We start from the raw sequence: 17,282 nt of genomic DNA, 5'->3' as shown, positions 1-17,282 counted from the left end.
ATGAACGTGGTGAGATTGTTGGTACTCGGCGCGATGAGGGAAAAAGGCGCATTGCACGGCTACGCAATCCGCCAGGTCCTGGAGGACTGGCAGGTGCAGATGTGGACCCGGCTACATTCCGGATCCGTGTATCACTCGCTCCAGCAGATGGCCAAAGAGGGTCTGATTTCGTCGCAAGGCCACGAGCCCGGTCATCGTGGCCCAGGCAAAGCCCTGTTCTCGCTGACGCCCTCCGGGGAGGAGGAGTTTCTCAATCTGTTGCGCGGGGCGTTGTCCAGTTTTGACCTTGTTGAACTGAGCGCTGGATTGGCGCTTCTTGACTGCTTGCCGGAGGAGGGCAGCGCGCTCTTGGCCGACACTGCCTCCCGCCTCGCTGAGAATGCGGATCGCCTGATGAAGTTGGCGGCGATGGCCCCGCCGGAAACCGGGGCGCCTAGAACCCGCGATCTTTTGGTTCTGTGGAGTGAAAACCTGAGAGCGACCGCCGGAAGCCTGCAGAAAATTCTGGCAAAGCACTAGCGGCGCGACGTCTACCCACGACATTTCCACTTGCATCGCAAAGCAGCCGAAACCGGCCGTTCCGCTTCCCAATCCAAACAGGTCGTGGGACGCCGATCCACGGCGGTGTTGTGGCGTAGATTGAGCGGGAGCAGGATACCGTGGCGGCGATCAGTGGTGGCGCACCCGACAGGATTCGAACCTGTGACCTCTGCCTTCGGAGGGCAGCGCTCTATCCAGCTGAGCTACGGGTGCCTGGGGCGTAAAACGCCCTGAGCGGCCGCGCGTTGCGGCATCTGGCGAACGGATAGCCGATCCGCTGCCACGAGGCAACGGTTTTGTCCCGCCGGCGCTCCCGCATGCCGGTTCCGCGAAGCGGATGGCCTGCAGGGAGAACCATGACGGCCGCGATTCCGGGGCGCGGCAATCGCAGGGCGACCGCCGGATGCCGCCACCGGCCGGGCCGGTCCTTCTCAGAGATCGAAGCCGAGGATCTTGCCGACGGTGAAGACGTCCTTGTCGCCGCGCCCGCACAGGTTCATGACGATGACCTGGTCCTTGCCCATGGTCGGGGCAAGCTTCGTCACATGGGCAAGCGCATGGGCCGGCTCCAGCGCCGGAATGATGCCCTCGACCCGTGTCAGCAGCTTGAAGGCCTCGAGCGCCTCGTCGTCGGTCGCCGGCACATAGGTGACGCGGCCCGTCTCCTTCAGCCAGGAATGCTCCGGGCCGATGCCCGGATAGTCGAGACCGGCCGAGATCGAGTGACCCTCGAGGATCTGGCCGTCGTCGTCCTGAAGAAGATAGGTGCGGTTGCCATGCAGCACGCCCGGCTTGCCGGCGCTGAGCGAGGCGCAGTGCTCCTCGCCCTCCAGTCCGCGACCGCCCGCCTCGACGCCGTAGATGGCAACCTGCGGATCGTCGAGGAAGGGATGGAACAGGCCGATGGCGTTGGAGCCGCCACCGACAGCGGCGACGATCGCGTCCGGCAGGCGGCCTTCCGCCGCCATCACCTGCTCGCGCGTCTCCTTGCCGATCACCGCCTGGAAATCGCGCACCATCTCCGGATAGGGATGGGGGCCGGCGGCCGTGCCGATGAGATAGTAGGTGTCGTCGACGTTGGTGACCCAGTCGCGCAACGCCTCGTTCATCGCGTCCTTGAGCGTGCCGGCACCGGCCGTCACCGGCACGATCTCGGCGCCCAGCAGCTTCATGCGGAAGACGTTGGGCTTCTGCCGCTCGACATCGGTGGCACCCATATAGACGACGCAGGGAAGGCCGAAGCGGGCGCAGACGGTGGCGGTCGCGACGCCATGCTGGCCGGCGCCGGTCTCGGCGATGATACGGGTCTTGCCCATGCGCCTGGCCAGCAGGATCTGGCCGAGGCAGTTGTTGATCTTGTGGCTGCCGGTGTGGTTGAGCTCGTCGCGCTTGAAATAGATCTTCGCACCGCCCAGTTCCTCCGTCAGCCGCTCGGCGAAATAGAGCGGCGAGGGACGGCCGGTATAATGGGTGTTGAGATCGTCGATCTCGGCCTGGTAGGCGGGATCCGCCTTGGCGTCCTTGTAGGCCTGCTCGAGGTCGAGGATCAGCGGCATCAAGGTCTCGGCGACATAGCGGCCGCCGAAAATGCCGAAATGGCCGCGCTCGTCCGGACCGGAGCGGAAAGTGTTGTGCTGGATCGTCATGCGTTCCGTCCCTGTTCGGCGATTGCCTCGCCCGCTGCCGGCGCCGCCCGGCGCGCGGCCGCGACGAAGGCCCTGATGAGTTCCACGTCCTTGACGCCCCGGGCGCTCTCGACGCCAGACGACACGTCGACGTCGCGGACACCGCCGATGCGGATCGCCTCGCCAACGCTCAAGGCGTCAAGCCCACCGGAAAGCATGAGCGGAACGCCAAGGTCAAGGCCCTTGAGGATCCGCCAGTCGAAGCTGACGCCATTGCCGCCGGGAAGTTCCGCCCCTTTCGGCGGACGTGCATCGAAGAGCAGCCGGTCTACATGGGGCACATAGGGCGCTGCCGCCGCAAGGTCACCGGCCGACGACACGCCCAGCGCCTTCATGAGCCCGATGCCGTGGCGCGCCTTCAACCCGGCGCAGCGCCCAGGGCTCTCGTGCCCGTGCAGCTGTAACCAGTCGGGCCGCACGGCCGAAACGATGGCCTCCACCAGCGCATCGTCGGCATCGACCGTCAGCACCACGATCTCCGCCCGGCCCCGCGCGCGCCCGGCAAGCCTCCTTGCCCTGTCCAGCGACACGTTGCGCGGGCTCTTTTCGAAGAAGACGAGGCCGATCATGTCGGCCCCGGCTGCAAGCGCGGCGTCGAGCGTCTCTTCGGTCGACAGACCGCAGATCTTGACGAGCCCACGCGCTTCCATGCTCTCCGCCCTTCTCACGTCACATTGTAGGCGGCGATGGCCGCCATGTTGACGATGTCGCTGTCCTTGGCGCCGATGGGCAGGATCTGCACCGGCTTGTCGAGGCCCACGAGCAGCGGACCGATCACGGTCGAGCCGCCGAGCTCCTGCAACATCTTGGTCGAGATCGAGGCCGAGTGGAACGCCGGCATGACCAGCACGTTGGCCGGTCCCGTCAGGCGGCAGAAGGGATAGGCGGCCATCTTGTCCATGTTGAGCGCGACATCGGCGCCCATCTCACCGTCATATTCGAAATCGACGCGCCGCCGGTCGAGGATCTTCACCGCCTCGATGACCTTTTCCGAACGCTCGCCGCGCGGATGGCCGAAGGTCGAGTAGGCAAGCATGGCAACGCGCGGCTCGTAACCGAGACGGCGGGCGACATGGGCGGCCTCCTCGGCGATGTCGGCCAACTCCTCCGAGGTCGGCATGTCGATGACGGCCGTGTCGGCGACCAGCACGGTGCGGCCGCGGCACAGGGCAAGCGACACGCCGATGACCCGGTGGCCGGGCTTGGCGTCGACGACGCTGCGCACCGTGTCGAGGGCGACGGAATAGTTGCGGGTCAAGCCGGTGACCATGGCATCGGCATCGCCGCGCGCCACCATGATCGCACCCCAGTAGTTGCGATCGTTGTTGACGAGGCGCTGGCAGTCGCGCAGCAGGTAGCCGCGCCGCTGCAGCCTTGCATAAAGATACTCGGCATAGTCGGCATTGCGGGTGGAGAGCCTGGCATTGAGCACCGAGATGCCGCCGCGCTCCAGGTCGACGCCGGCGGCAACCGCGACCTCGCGCACCTCGTCCTCGCGGCCGATCAGGATCGCCTCGCCGAGGCCTTGCGCGACGAAGCTCGCCGCCGCGCGGATCACCGGCTCCTCCTCGCCTTCGGCGAAGACGACGCGCTTGGGTTGCTGGCGCACCTTGGAGAAGATCCGCTGCAACGTGCCGGCAACCGGATCGCGGCGGGCGGAGAGCTGGTGGCGATAGGCCTCCATGTCGACGATCGGCCGGCGGGCGACGCCCGTATCCATCGCGGCCTGGGCGACCGCCGGGGGGATCGCCGAGATCAGGCGCGGATCGAAGGGCACCGGAATGATGTATTCGGGGCCGAATTTCGGCCGGTTGCCCCGGTAAGCGGCGGCAACCTCGTCGGGCACCTCCTCGCGGGCAAGCTCGGCAAGCGCCCAGGCGCAGGCGACCTTCATCTCGTCATTGATGGTGGTGGCCTGCACGTCGAGCGCGCCGCGGAAGATATAGGGGAAACCGAGGACGTTGTTGACCTGGTTGGGATAGTCGGAGCGCCCCGTGGCGACGATGGCATCGTCGCGCACCGCATGCGCCTCCTCGGGGGTGACCTCCGGGTCCGGGTTGGCCATGGCGAAGATGATCGGGTTCGGCGCCATCACCCGCAGCATGTCCTCGGTCAGCGCGCCCTTGACGGACACGCCGAGGAAGACGTCGGCGCCCTTCATCGCTTCGTAGAGGCTGCGCGCATCCGTCTCCACCGCATGGGCGGATTTCCACTGGTTCATGCCCTCGGTGCGACCCTTGTAGATGACGCCCTTGGTGTCGCAGAGGATGACATTTTCGTGTGGAACGCCCATCGCCTTGATCAGCTCGATACAGGCAATGCCGGCCGCGCCGGCGCCATTGCAGACGATGCGTGTCGTCGCCAGCTCGCGGTCCGTCAGGTACAGCGCGTTGATCAGGCCGGCAGCAGCGATGATCGCAGTGCCATGCTGGTCGTCGTGGAAGACGGGAATGTCCATCAGTTCGCGCAGGCGCTGCTCGATGATGAAGCAGTCCGGCGCCTTGATGTCCTCGAGGTTGATGCCGCCAAAGGAAGGGCCGAGATAACGGACGGAATTGACGAAGGCGTCGACGTCCTCGGTATCGATCTCCAGGTCGATGGAATCGACGTCGGCAAAGCGCTTGAACAGCACCGCCTTGCCCTCCATCACCGGCTTGGAGGCAAGCGCGCCGAGATTGCCAAGGCCAAGGATCGCCGTGCCGTTGGTGATCACCGCAACGAGATTGCCCCGCGTCGTGTAGTCGAAGGCCCGCGAGGGGTCCTCGGCGATGGCACGCACGGGAACGGCGACGCCCGGTGAGTAGGCGAGCGACAGGTCGCGCTGGGTGGCCATCGGCTTGGTCGGCGTTATCTCCAGCTTGCCGGGCCGACCCTGCTGGTGGAACTGCAGAGCCTCCTGATCGGTAAAGCTGACGCTGCTCCCGCCCGATTTGTCCGTTGTCGGCATTCCACCCCTCCACATCGACCTTGCCGCCGGATCGGCGGACGCAGACCTTATCCCCGGAAAATACCCCGCTCAACCCGCACGAGGGGGCACATCCGGTGAAAGCTCCTATTCCTTCTGCTAAACCACCGATGCTGCCTGCCAAGGGGAAGCGGTCCCGTCATTTTCGGGTTTTCCGCAAGGGCCGGCCGAACTAGGGTCCAGATTGCATGGCCGACGATATCCAGACCCAAGACACAAGCAGCGCGCCGAAGACGCCTGCGCCGGACCTCGCCGGCATGACGCCGATGATGGCGCAGTATATCGAGATCAAGACGGCCAATCCCGACTGCCTGCTGTTCTACCGCATGGGCGACTTCTACGAACTGTTCTTCCAGGACGCGGAGGAGGCCTCGCGGGCGCTGGGCATCACGCTGACCAAGCGTGGCAAGCATCTGGGCGAGGACATCCCCATGTGCGGCGTGCCGGTGCATGCGGCCGACGACTACCTGCAGAAGCTGATCTCCCTCGGCTTCCGCGTCGCAGTCTGCGAACAGACCGAGGATCCGGCCGAGGCCAAGAAGCGCGGCTCAAAGTCGGTGGTGCGGCGCGAGGTGGTGCGCCTCGTCACGCCGGGTACGCTGACCGAGGACCGGCTACTCGAGGCAAGCCGCAACAACTATCTCCTGACGCTGGCGCGGACGCGCACCGGCTCGCTCGAGGGCGACGCCACCTACGGGCTCGCCTGGGCCGATATCTCCACCGGCACCTTCCGGATCGCAACCAGCGACGCGCGCGGGCTGTCCGGCGATCTCGCCCGCATCGACCCGCGTGAGGTGGTCGTCGCCGACACCCTGCTCGAGGACACGGACCTGCGCCGGGTGATCGAGGAATGCGGCGCGGCGCTTTCGCCTGTGCCACGCAGCCTGTTCGACAGCGCCACCGCCCCGGAGCGGCTTGCCCGCTACTACGGTGTCGCAACGCCGGAGGCATTCGGCAGCTTCTCCCGGCTCGAGCTGACGGCGGCGGCAGCGGCGATTGCCTATGTGGAGCGCACGCAATATGGCGAGCGGCCGCCGCTCGATCCGCCCGCGGCGGAAGGCGCGAGCGCGCGCATGCTGATCGATCCGGCGACGCGCGCCAATCTCGAACTGATGCGCACCCTGTCCGGCGAGCGCGCCGGTTCGCTTCTGTCCGTCATCGACCGCACGGTTTCGGGACCCGGTTCGCGCCTGCTCGCGGCACGGCTCGGCGGGCCGCTTACCGATATCGGCGCAATCCGCCTGCGCCAGGACGCCGTCGAGCGGCTTGCCCGGGACACCTATCTGCGCGAGCGGCTGCGCGAGAAGCTGAAGTCGGTGCCGGACATGGCCCGCGCCCTGTCCCGCATCGCCATGCAGCGCGGGGGACCGCGTGACCTCATCGCGCTCGCCGGCGGACTTGCCGCGGCCGGCGAGATCGCGGCGCTGTTCTCCGGACCGGAGGCGGAAGGGTCGGAACTCGGCGGGGCGCTGGCGGGGATCGCCGCCGCGCCGGCTGAGTTTGCCCGCGAGCTTGCACTTGCCCTTGTCGACGAGCCGCCACTGCTCGCCCGGGACGGCGGATTTGTCGCCGAAGGCTATCTTGCCGATCTCGACGAATTGCGCCGGCTGCGCGACGACAGCCGCAAGGTGATCGCGCAACTGCAGGGCGGACTCATCGAGGAGCTCGCGATCCGGGCCCTGAAGATCAAGCACAACAACGTGCTCGGCTGGTTCATCGAGGTTCCGGCGACCCATGCCGACAAGCTGACCGCCGATCCGGCACGCTTCATCCACCGCCAGACCATGGCCGGCGCCATGCGCTTCACCACCACCGAACTGGCCGATCTGGAAAGCCGCATCGCCAATGCCGCCGGACGCTCGCTGGCGCTGGAGACCGAGGTTTTCCAGCGCTTGTGCGCCGATGCCGTGGCGGCCGGCCAAACCATCAAGGGGGTCGCCGACGGACTTGCGGTGCTCGATGTCGCCGCCGGTCTCGCCCATCTGGCGGAGGAGGAGAACCATTGCCGGCCTCTCGTCGACGACAGCCTTTCGTTCGCCATTGACGGCGGCCGCCATCCGGTGGTCGAAGCCGCCTTGAAACGGGAAGGCGGGGGCTTCGTCGCCAACGATGCCGATCTGGGTCCGGACGAGGGGGACGAAGGCGGCCGGATCTGGTTGATCACCGGCCCCAACATGGCCGGCAAGTCGACCTTCCTGCGCCAGAACGCGCTGATCGCCATCCTTGCCCAGACCGGCGCCTTCGTACCTGCTGTCTCCGCCCATATCGGCGTGGTCGACCGGCTGTTCTCGCGCGTGGGTGCGGCGGACGATCTTGCCCGGGGGCGTTCGACCTTCATGGTGGAAATGGTAGAGACGGCGGCGATCCTCAATCAGGCGGGGCCGCGCTCGCTGGTGATCCTCGACGAGATCGGTCGCGGCACCTCGACCTTCGACGGGCTCTCCATCGCCTGGGCGGCAATCGAGCACCTGCACGAGGTCAACCGCTCGCGCGCGCTCTTCGCCACCCACTATCACGAGCTGACCGCGCTGTCGGCCCGGCTTGACCGTCTGGCCAACGCCACCGTCAAGGTGAAGGAGTGGCAGGGCGACGTCGTGTTCCTGCATGAAATCGTGGCCGGGGCCGCCGACCGCTCATACGGCATCCAGGTGGCGAAGCTTGCCGGGTTGCCGGGCGCCGTGATCGAGCGGGCTCGCGCGGTTCTGGCGCAGTTGGAAGAACAGGACCGCAGGGCGCCAGGAGAACAGCTCATCGACGACCTGCCCCTGTTCGCTGCGCTTGCAGCACCGGCGCGCACCGCAGCGGCCATGGCGCCCGATCCTGCTCTCGAGGCGCTCGACGCGCTGGATCCGGACGACCTGACGCCGCGCGAGGCGCTTGAGGCGCTCTATGCGCTCAAGCGGCAGCGCGCCGGAAACTGAGCCGGCAACGGACGATCCCCGGGGGCGGTCAGGAAACCAGCCTCAGAGGTTTTCCAGAACGGGACCGGCGAGCCCCGCCTCCCAGCCGAGGATGGCGCGCTTGCGGGTCAGGCCCCAATGATAGCCGCAAAGCTTTCCGTTGCTGCCGAGCACGCGATGGCAGGGCACCACGAAGGACACCGGATTGCGGCCGACCGCACGGCCCACGGCACGCGCCGCGCGCGGCTTGCCGAGGCGTTCGGCAATGGCCTGGTAGGTGGTGGCGCGGCCAAGCGGAATGCGCAGCAGCGTCTCCCAAACCCGGATCTCGAAATCGGTGCCGATGAGAACGACCCGCAGCGGCGTGTCGGCCGCCCAGGCATCGGGGCTGAAGATCCGCTCGGCCAGCGGCGCGGTGCGCGCAATGTCTTCCGCATAGGTTGCCCGCGGCCAGCGCTCCATCATGTCGTCGAGCGCGGCGCGCTCCTCGCCCGGGTCGGCGAAGGCAAGGCCGGCAAGGCCGTGTTCGGTCGCCATCACCAGCGCCATTCCGAAGGGCGAGGGATGGAAGCCCCATGAGATGACCGCTCCCTCGCCCCTGGCACGGTAGATGCCGGGCGTCATCGCCTCGTGGGTGACGAAGAGATCATGGAGCCGGGCCGGACCGGACAGGCCGACCTCGTAGCTCGTATCCAGCACGGTCGCCGACTGGCGCAACAGGGCCCGGGCGTGGTCGAGCGTGATCGCCTGCAGGAACTGCTTCGGCGTGATCCCGGCCCAGCGCGAAAAGACACGCTGCAGCTGGATCGGCTCCAGTCCCAGATCCCCGGCCAACGCCTCGAGGTTCGGCTGGTCGCGCCAACCCTCCGTGATCGTCTGCAACGTGCGACGCACGGTCTCGTAGTCGCGGGCGGCCTCACGCGGCGAAAGTTCGGCACGCGGGGCCATCGTCGATGCGGCGATATCCTGCATAACGGTCATCGCGGCGGTCTCCTCTTGCAGTCGTTGCAAACATGTCGACACAGCCTAGAGCCGCGCCGGGCGGCGCACCACCCGATTTGCGACATGCCGGCAGGCCCCCGCACCGTCTTGCTTCGGCCAAAAACCCGGGCCACTGTGCATCCTGAAGGCACATCAACAGGTTGCATGCGCGCAAGATGGATACCGACATGAAAAACCGCTCCCTGCCGGCCGGCCCGACACGATCCGCGGCCATTTCCGGGAGCTCCACATTCACAACTGCCCTGAGGCTCATGGTCACCGCCACGGTGCTGGCCTTGTCCGGGGGAGCGGCCAGCGCCGATATCCGCATCGTCTCGCTGAAAAGCGACAATCCCGCGATCGCCATCACGTCGGCGACAAGCGAGGGGACCGCGCTCAAATCCGTCGGCAAGTCGGACACGAGCCTGTTCGTGGAGGCCGGCGCGGCAGACAAGGATTTCGCCTGTCAGCAGACACTCGACATCACGCTGTCGAACGGCCGGTCGCTGTCTCGCGCCTACGATCTTTGCGCGGCGAACTACACGCTGACCGTCGAGACGGCTGCCGCGACCCGCCCGGCACCCCCGAAGGCCGCGCCCGCGGAGACCGTCTCCTCTGCTCCCGCGCAAGCGAAAAAAACCAGCTCCGGCCGGATCGAACGCAAGCTGGTGATGATCCAGACCGACGACGACACCGCGATCCGCGAGGTCTTCATCGATGACAGGCCGGCGCAGGTGCGCCGCCGCTCCCAGGCGCGCGTCTTCGTCGAGGTCGAGGGCAACGCCAAGAACGAAGGACAGATCGACTGCCGTCGGCCGATGCGGCTCGTGCTAGCGGACGGCCGCATCCTGCAGGACACCGTCGATATTTGCGGGGACTGGAAGGTGACGATGAGCACCAAGGCCGCGGCAAAGCAACAGGCGGGAAGCGGCGTGCGCCGGGCGGTGCCCTCCACCGCCGGCCCCGCCGCCCCGCCGCTCGCCGGCGGCGTCCGCAGACCGACGACATCGGGCGCGGACGGATCGGACACCTCCGGCAACCTGCGCGGCAGCCGCGACGAGACCGCCCGTACCGATCCGGCCACCCGGACAGAGGAACGAACCGACGAAGGGAGGGAAGCGCGAGCGGAGACGGCCGAAGATGCCCAGGACGAGGTTGCCGCCAACGGCGGTTCCTCCGCTCCGCATGACGCGCTCGCGCTGCCGCTGTTCGACAATCGCGAATGGTATGTTGCTTCGGGCCAGGGCGACAGTTTGAGCCTTGTCTACGGCATCCGCGAAACCGACGACCGCGGCTTCCTGGCGACCTGCAGCAGGGGGTCCAACCAGATTGACGCGACCTTCGTGCCAGGCGATTTGCGCCTTGCCGAGAATGCGCCGGTGGACGTCGCGCTTTCCGCCCGCGACATCACCCGCCGCTACACGGGGCGCGGGTCATCGGCCAACAATGAAAGCGGCCAGTCGATGCCGGTGGTACGGCTCGCCGCCGACGATCCGATCTGGTCGGGTCTGGCGCGCGGCGAAACGCTGACGGTGGCGCTTCAGGGAAGCTGGCGCTACCGGGTGTCATTGTCCGGCAGCGCCGGCCCGGTGCGCGCATTCCAGCAGGCCTGCGCCACCCCGGCACCCGCTATCGCCGACAATCCCGACCTGACACGCGGGCTGCCGGTTGCCGGCGCGGATCCGCAGGGGCCGACCTGCGCCGATGAAGGCTTCATCACCTCGGTGCCCAGCGATCTGCCCGCCACCATCATCTTCGAGAACCGCCGGCAGCGCCCGGTCGTCGTGCACTGGATCAATTTCGACGGTTTGCGCGAGACCTATGCAAGGGTTCCGCCGGGAAGCCGGATGGTGCAGCAGACGCTGGCCGGCCATCCCTGGCTGGTTTCGACCCCTTCGGGGCGCTGCCTCGGCATGTATCTGCCGCGCGGACGCAGCCGCACGGTCACCATCGCACCGGGACGGGGCGGTGACGCGCCGATCGCCGGCAGACCGATTGCGCCCCCGCCTCCCGCGCCCTTCGTCCCGGGCGGCGACCTAGTCGAACTGTCATACGACTGCGACAGCGGTGCCTACCTGTCCGTCACCATCGACAACGACCGGCAGGTGGCGATCGTGCGCGAGCAAGGCCTCTCGCCGGTCACGCTCGCGGACCGGTCCCGCGGCGGTGTCGATCTTTACTATGCCGATCGCGGATATGTGCTCAGCGGTTCGGGAAATCGCGTCAACTGGCAGCGTCCGGGTTCTCCGCCGCAGTACTGCCGGGTCTTCTAGGCCGGGGCGGAAGAACGCGAAGGGTTCTGACGGATCACTCGGCGGGGGCGCCGACAGGCGGCCCCCCCGACTGCGCGAGCGCAAGCGCCGCACGCAGGGCTCCGGCAAAGCTGGTGCGGTCTTCCGGGTTGAGGAAGCCGCCGATCTCGACGGCCCGGTCACGAGCCGTCAGCGTGATGCGGGTGACCCCCTCGTCCTCTTCCTCGCGCAAATGCAGCCGGGCCCAGAACGGGTTGCAGGTGAAGGACTGCTCGCGGCCGGAGGCGAGCACCTTGCGGATGCGCACTTCGGTGCGCGATACCCGCACCTCCTCGAAGGCGCGCGCCGCCTTGTAGTTCCAGCGAAACGCCAGGAAGACCAGCAGCACATCAAGCCCGAGAAAGCCGAAGACCGGCCACGCTCCAAGCGACAGGAACACAAGGCCCGTCGACAGGCAGATGCCGCAGACAAACAGCATCAGAACCCGAAAGCCGACAGGCCCGAGCGAGCGGTAGGGGGTCAGAAGCGCGGCGAAGAACGGCGCGTCCCCGTGGGCATGGGCCCTAACGGTCTCCATCGGCTCGGTTTTCGGATTGCCGGATGTCATGGGCCAAGATTATAGAGGGAGAATGAGCGAGAACCAGTCGAAACCGGGCGATAAGCGCAAACCCGCCGCCAGCGGCGCGAAGACCGCCGGCACGACGCGCCGGGCGGCGCGACCGCGCTACACCAGGGCCGAGCTTCAAGCCATCTTCGCCCGGTTCCACGCCGCCAATCCCGAGCCGAAGGGCGAGCTCCATTACGTGAACCCGTACACGTTGCTCGTCGCGGTAGCGCTTTCAGCGCAGGCCACGGATGTCGGCGTCAACAAGGCGACCCGACCGCTCTTCGAGATTGCCGACACGCCGGAGAAAATGGTGGCGCTGGGCGAGGAGCGGCTGCGAGACGCGATCAAGACGATCGGCCTCTACCGGAACAAGGCGAAAAATGTCATCGCCCTGTCGGAGATCCTGCTCGCCCGCTTCGGCGGCGAGGTACCGCAGGACCGCGAGGCTCTGGAAACATTGCCGGGCGTCGGACGCAAGACCGCAAACGTGGTGCTGAACATCGCCTTCGGCATGCCGACCATCGCCGTCGACACTCATCTTTTCCGTCTTGGCAACCGCATCGGACTTGCTCCAGGCAAGACGCCACTGGCCGTCGAGCAGGCGCTGGAAAAGGCAGTACCGCCGGAATTCCTGCTCCACGCCCATCACTGGCTGATCCTGCATGGCCGCTACATCTGCAAGGCACGCCGGCCAGAATGCGAGAAATGCCTGATCGCGGACCTGTGCAAGAGCCCGGAGAACACGCGGCGCGCGGACGCGGCCTGATTTTCAGGGAAACGGGACGAGGCCCGGGACGAAGGAAGTCAGTCCTTGCGACGGAGCCGGATCACCACATCCACACGCACGATTTCCATGCCTTCGGGCGCTTCCGGCAGACGCGTCATCGAAACGCCCGAGCCGGGAACATCGATGACGCGGTTGTCGCCCTCGATAAAGAAATGGTGGTGGTCGTCGGTGTTGGTATCGAAATAGGTCTTGGTGCCCTCGACGGCAACCTCGCGCAGCAGACCCGCCTCGGTAAACTGGTGCAGCGTGTTGTACACGGTCGCCAGAGACACCGGCACATCTGCGGCCTCGGCCTCCTCGTGCAGAAGCTCGGCCGAGATGTGGCGGTTCCCGCGCGAGTACAGCAATTCGGCCAACGCAACGCGCTGACGGGTCGGGCGCAAACCGGCCGTTCTCAGCATGTCCTGAACTTCGCGCTGTCGCTGCATCTCTCTCACGTTCGCCTGCTCACCTTGGCTCTTTGAAACTGTACCACCAACCCAGAGATGGCGGCTCCCGTGCCACCGGTCAATGCCGGCCGCAAACTTCGGCGGCAACACGGCGGCCGGATCATCTTCTTCGCAGTTTTCTGCCATGAACCGCGCCCTTCATGCAAGTCCTGCGGCCCTGTCGGGCAAATGTCGAAATACGACCCACTGCAGCGCACCATGAGTATTATGGTGTGAAAGCCTGCGACAAAACGCGGCGAAGCACGCGAATGCAGCGCGAAAACGCATGATTGCAACGACTTCTCGGGCTTTCGGAGCGGAAGGTGCTATGTTAGTAAGCGCGGCAGAACCAGACTCCGAACCGGCACACGGCCGCATGAAGCCATGGCCGGTAGACGGGGCATCTTGAAAAACCTGCGGGAATGGGAAGAACGTGCGGCAATCCAGCTACTCCTACGAAGAATTGCTCGCCTGCGGACGCGGCGAGCTGTTTGGCCCCGGAAACGCGCAGTTGCCGCTTCCTCCCATGCTCATGTTCGACCGGATCACCGAGATCTCGGAAGATGGCGGCGAGCACGGCTCGGGCTGTATCCGCGCCGAGTTCGACATTCGTTCGGACCTCTGGTTTTTTGCCTGTCATTTCCAGGGCGACCCGGTGATGCCCGGCTGCCTCGGCCTCGACGCCCTGTGGCAGATGACCGGTTTCTTCCTCGGCTGGCTCGGCGAGCCGGGACGCGGCCGCGCCATTTCCACCGGCGAAATCAAGTTCTCGAAGATGGTCACGCCCGACGTGAAGCTGGTGGAGTACGGCGTCGACATCCGCAAGCTGCGGCGCGGACGTCTCGTCCTCGGCGTTGCCGACGGATGGCTGAAGGCGGATGGCGAGAAGATCTATCAGGCGAAAGACCTGAAGGTCGGCCTGTTCCAGGCCTGACCGCGGGTGCCACAGAGCTGAACGGGCCGGCGCGCGATCGCCACGATTGATCGCCGGAGCGTTGGCGCCTATGTGGTTGGGACACCGTCCTGCAGCCTGCAGGGTAACGCGGCCCCCGGGGCGCGAGAGATCTTGAGACCGGAACGACGCCTTGAGCGTCGAGCGAACCTATACGGGAGACCGCGATGAGGCGGGTGGTAATCACCGGACTGGGCATCATTTCGTCGATCGGAAACTCGGCGCAGGAAGTCCTTGCGAGCCTGCGCGAGGGAAAGTCCGGCATTTCCGCGGCCCCCGACTATGTGGAACACGGTTTCCGCAGTCAGGTGCACGGCATGCCGGATATCGACCTGACGGCCGAGATCGACAAGCGCCAGCTTCGCTTCATGGGCGACGGCGCGGCCTACAACTATCTCGCCATGCAGCAGGCGATCGCCGACAGCGGACTTGAAGATGGCGACGTCTCAAACCCGCGCACCGGCATTGTCATGGGTTCCGGCGGTCCTTCGACCAAGAACATCTTCCAGGCGCACAAGACTGTGATCGAGAAGGGATCTCCGAAGCGGATGGGACCGTTCATGGTCACCCGCGGCATGAGCTCGACAAATTCGGCCTGCCTGGCGACCCCCTTCAAGATCAAGGGCATCAACTACTCCATCACCTCGGCCTGCTCGACTTCGGCCCACTGCATCGGCGCCGGCACCGAGCAGATCCAGTGGGGCAAGCAGGACGTGGTCTTCGCCGGCGGCGGCGAAGAGCTGGACTGGACGCTGTCCTGCCTGTTCGACGCGATGGGCGCGATGTCGTCCAAATACAACGACACGCCGACCACGGCCTCGCGCGCCTATGACGTGTCCCGCGACGGTTTCGTCATCGCCGGAGGCGGCGGCGTGGTGGTGCTCGAGGAACTCGAGCACGCCAAGGCGCGCGGCGCCAAGATCTACGCCGAAGTGACCGGTTACGCGGCCAATTCCGACGGCTACGACATGGTCGCGCCGTCGGGCGAGGGCGGCGAACGCTGCATGCGCCTTGCGATCGAGACGCTCGGCGACCGCAAGGTCAATTATGTCAACACCCACGGCACCTCGACGCCGGTCGGCGATGTCGGCGAGATCCAGGCGATCCGCCGGGTTTTCGGCGACGACCAGCCCGTCGCATCCTCGACCAAGTCGCTCACCGGCCACAGCCTCGGGGCGACCGGCGTGCACGAGGCGATCTACTGCCTCCTGATGCTGCAGAACGATTTCATTACCGCATCCGCGAACATCACCGAACTCGATCCGGCGCTCAGCCCGGACGAGATCGCGATGCAACGGATCGACAATGCCGGTCTCGACACGGTGCTATCCAACAGTTTCGGTTTCGGGGGCACCAACGCCTCCCTCGCGCTGTCGCGCTATCACGGCTGAGGGGGCCAGAATGTCGGGATTGATGAAAGGCAAGCGCGGCCTTGTCATGGGCGTCGCGAACAACCATTCGATCGCCTGGGGCATCGCCAAGGCGCTGGCGGACCAGGGCGCGGACCTGGCGTTCACCTACCAGGGCGACGCCTTCGGCCGCCGGGTCAAGCCGCTGGCCGACAGCGTCGGGGCAAAGCTGCTGATCCCGTGCGATGTCGAGGATGTGGCGAGCGTGGACACGGTTTTCGAGACGCTGAAAGCCGAGTGGGGTTCGATCGACTTTCTCGTGCATGCCATCGCCTTTTCCGACAAGTCGGAACTGCGCGGCCGCTATGCCGACACGACCCGCGAGAACTTCACCCGGACGATGCTGATTTCCTGTTTCTCGTTCACGGAAATCGCCAAGCGGGCCGCGGACCTGATGACGGATGGCGGCGCCATGGTGACGCTGACCTATGGCGGCTCCAACCGGGTGATGCCGAACTACAACGTCATGGGCGTGGCCAAGGCGGCGCTTGAATCCTCCGTGCGCTACCTGGCGATGGATTTCGGTTCGCAGAATGTCCGCGTCAATGCCATCTCGGCCGGCCCGGTGCGCACGCTCGCCGGCTCGGGCGTCTCGGACGCTCGGGTGATGTTCAACTACCAGAAGCAGCATTCGCCGCTCGGGCGCACGGTGACGATCGATGAAGTGGGCGGTTCCGCCCTTTATCTTCTTTCCGACCTGTCTTCCGGTGTCACCGGCGAGGTACATTTCGTCGACAGCGGCTACAGCACGGTATCGATGCCGCGCCTCGATGCACTCAAGGCGCAGGAAGCGCAGGCGCGGCAGGTTCACGAGGACGTCTGAAGTCCGGGCCGGGCCGGATAGCCGGCGTCGTTGCAAGAAGAAAAGAAGCCGGCCCATCGGGCCGGCTTTTTCATTCGACCGTTTCGTCGGGATAGACGCCAAACAGCCGCGTCTGGTCGATCCAGCCTGAAAATCCGCTGCCACTCACCCGGCACCAGCCCTCGCGGCAGGATCCGACATTGACCAGCACGTTGGGCGCAAGCTCGGCGGACAGCCTTGCATCCGAGCGCGCATCGGCACGCAGGGGCGTCGTTCCGGTCGTTTCCCAGGGTGTCACCAGGGCGGTCCGACGGCCGCTCAGAAGCGAATGGAAGACCCAGCCTTCCTCGCCCTGCCAGTCGCGAATGCGCCGCCAGTTCTCGAATTCCTGGACAATCTCAACGGGAAGGCCCGAGCGCAGATAGGTCCAGCCGATCCGGTGCTCCAGGGTCGGACCAACACGCACGTTGACGCGATCCGACTTGAGGCTGACGAAACGGGGAACGGGGAAACCGCTCGGCCCCATCGTGACACTCTGGGCGAGGACAGAGGAACCGGCTGCAAGCCATGCACCGCCAAGCACAACGGCAATCAGGCACAGGCTGCGGACAAGCCTGCCGCCAAGGCCTGTGTTTCGCGGTGCCGTGCGCATGGTCATTCCAGTCATTTCCCCTTCTCAAGGATATCGTCGCCTGCGTGCATCGCTGCCGGCACTGCACACCGAAGCCACTTCGGCGACATCAGGCAACCCGCGGGCGCGTTGCAGCGGCGCCGGTCTTGCCGCCCGTCCGGAAACGCTGCAAGCGAAACCCTGCGAATCGCTCTTTTTCAAGGCAATTCGCGGGCCGGCGCCGGATTGCGGGAAATCAATCGGCTCCGATCCCTTGTTTTGAACCGACCATCTGGTAAGGAGAACGGGAGCGTCGAACCGGCTTTTCGGAGACGATGCAGTTTGGGACAAGCAGGGTTAATGA

General features: G+C 66.1%; 15 protein-coding genes and 1 tRNA gene. 8 read left to right on the top strand and 8 right to left on the bottom strand.

Annotation, left to right across the window (positions count from 1 at the left end; all coding sequences use genetic code 11):
* Nucleotides 1-519 carry a PadR family transcriptional regulator gene (locus RBB46_RS17920; RefSeq protein ID WP_306030384.1) on the top strand — a complete coding sequence of 173 codons (519 nt, stop codon included), beginning with the start codon at nt 1-3 and terminating at the stop codon, nt 517-519.
* A 157-nt stretch (nt 520-676) separates the two neighbouring features.
* Here RBB46_RS17920 and RBB46_RS17915 read toward each other — a convergent pair.
* The 4 genes from RBB46_RS17915 to RBB46_RS17900 all read right to left on the bottom strand — a co-directional run bounded on the left by RBB46_RS17915 (nt 677) and on the right by RBB46_RS17900 (nt 5,172).
* Nucleotides 677-753 (bottom strand) — tRNA-Arg (locus RBB46_RS17915).
* A gap of 218 nt (nt 754-971) precedes the next feature.
* A complete protein-coding gene (gene trpB, locus RBB46_RS17910) occupies nt 972-2,186 on the bottom strand; it encodes a tryptophan synthase subunit beta (RefSeq protein ID WP_306030383.1) in 1,215 nt (404 codons plus the stop codon).
* Complete coding sequence (locus tag RBB46_RS17905; protein ID WP_306030382.1) at nt 2,183-2,875, bottom strand: phosphoribosylanthranilate isomerase; 693 nt, start codon at nt 2,873-2,875, stop codon at nt 2,183-2,185. Before RBB46_RS17905 ends, trpB begins: the two co-directional genes overlap by 4 nt.
* A gap of 14 nt (nt 2,876-2,889) precedes the next feature.
* Nucleotides 2,890-5,172, bottom strand: a complete 2,283-nt coding sequence (locus tag RBB46_RS17900; protein WP_306030381.1) for an NADP-dependent malic enzyme — start codon at nt 5,170-5,172, stop codon at nt 2,890-2,892.
* Nucleotides 5,173-5,447: 275 nt separating this feature from the next.
* Between RBB46_RS17900 and mutS the strand changes: the two genes are divergently transcribed.
* A complete protein-coding gene (gene mutS, locus RBB46_RS17895; protein ID WP_306030420.1) occupies nt 5,448-8,111 on the top strand; it encodes a DNA mismatch repair protein MutS in 2,664 nt (887 codons plus the stop codon).
* Nucleotides 8,112-8,153: 42 nt separating this feature from the next.
* Here mutS and RBB46_RS17890 read toward each other — a convergent pair whose 3' ends face one another.
* The gene (locus RBB46_RS17890) at nt 8,154-9,038 is read right to left on the bottom strand and encodes a bifunctional helix-turn-helix domain-containing protein/methylated-DNA--[protein]-cysteine S-methyltransferase (RefSeq protein WP_306030419.1); all 885 of its coding nucleotides are present in this window, start codon (nt 9,036-9,038) and stop codon (nt 8,154-8,156) included.
* Between the two features lie 221 nt (nt 9,039-9,259).
* Between RBB46_RS17890 and RBB46_RS17885 the strand changes: the two genes are divergently transcribed.
* The gene (locus RBB46_RS17885; protein WP_306030380.1) at nt 9,260-11,344 is read left to right on the top strand and encodes a hypothetical protein; all 2,085 of its coding nucleotides are present in this window, start codon (nt 9,260-9,262) and stop codon (nt 11,342-11,344) included.
* 34 nt (nt 11,345-11,378) lie between these two features.
* Here RBB46_RS17885 and RBB46_RS17880 read toward each other — a convergent pair whose 3' ends face one another.
* Complete coding sequence (locus RBB46_RS17880) at nt 11,379-11,900, bottom strand: DUF2244 domain-containing protein (RefSeq protein ID WP_306030379.1); 522 nt, start codon at nt 11,898-11,900, stop codon at nt 11,379-11,381.
* Nucleotides 11,901-11,952: 52 nt separating this feature from the next.
* Between RBB46_RS17880 and nth the strand changes: the two genes are divergently transcribed.
* Nucleotides 11,953-12,696, top strand: coding sequence for an endonuclease III (gene nth / locus RBB46_RS17875; protein WP_306030378.1), 744 nt, complete (start codon nt 11,953-11,955; stop codon nt 12,694-12,696).
* 38 nt (nt 12,697-12,734) lie between these two features.
* On the opposite strand, the gene irrA is transcribed toward nth, so the two are convergent.
* Nucleotides 12,735-13,145, bottom strand: coding sequence for an iron response transcriptional regulator IrrA (gene irrA / locus RBB46_RS17870; RefSeq protein WP_336623176.1), 411 nt, complete (start codon nt 13,143-13,145; stop codon nt 12,735-12,737).
* A 433-nt stretch (nt 13,146-13,578) separates the two neighbouring features.
* On the opposite strand from irrA, the gene fabA reads away from it, so the two are divergent.
* The 3 genes from fabA (at nt 13,579) to fabI (ending at nt 16,329) form a co-directional block, all read left to right on the top strand.
* Nucleotides 13,579-14,079 (top strand): 3-hydroxyacyl-[acyl-carrier-protein] dehydratase FabA, encoded by a 501-nt coding sequence (gene fabA / locus RBB46_RS17865; protein WP_306030377.1) that lies wholly within the window; start codon nt 13,579-13,581, stop codon nt 14,077-14,079.
* A gap of 185 nt (nt 14,080-14,264) precedes the next feature.
* Nucleotides 14,265-15,488 (top strand): beta-ketoacyl-ACP synthase I, encoded by a 1,224-nt coding sequence (fabB, locus tag RBB46_RS17860; RefSeq protein WP_306030376.1) that lies wholly within the window; start codon nt 14,265-14,267, stop codon nt 15,486-15,488.
* Nucleotides 15,489-15,498: 10 nt separating this feature from the next.
* Nucleotides 15,499-16,329 carry an enoyl-ACP reductase FabI gene (fabI, locus tag RBB46_RS17855; protein ID WP_306030375.1) on the top strand — a complete coding sequence of 277 codons (831 nt, stop codon included), beginning with the start codon at nt 15,499-15,501 and terminating at the stop codon, nt 16,327-16,329.
* 70 nt (nt 16,330-16,399) lie between these two features.
* On the opposite strand, the gene RBB46_RS17850 is transcribed toward fabI, so the two are convergent.
* On the bottom strand, nt 16,400-16,834 hold the full coding sequence (locus RBB46_RS17850) for an SH3 domain-containing protein (RefSeq protein ID WP_306030417.1): 435 nt from the start codon (nt 16,832-16,834) through the stop codon (nt 16,400-16,402).
* Between the two features lie 124 nt (nt 16,835-16,958).
* Here RBB46_RS17850 and RBB46_RS17845 point away from each other — a divergent pair, with 124 nt between their 5' ends.
* On the top strand, nt 16,959-17,201 hold the full coding sequence (locus tag RBB46_RS17845) for a hypothetical protein (protein WP_306030374.1): 243 nt from the start codon (nt 16,959-16,961) through the stop codon (nt 17,199-17,201).
* Nucleotides 17,202-17,282 lie beyond the last annotated feature (81 nt).

The sequence above is a fragment of the Stappia sp. MMSF_3263 genome, from assembly GCF_030733745.1.
Classification (GTDB): Bacteria; Pseudomonadota; Alphaproteobacteria; order Rhizobiales; family Stappiaceae; genus Stappia.
The sequence above is the reverse complement of the archived record's forward strand: the minus strand, read 5'-3'. Positions and strand labels throughout refer to the sequence as shown.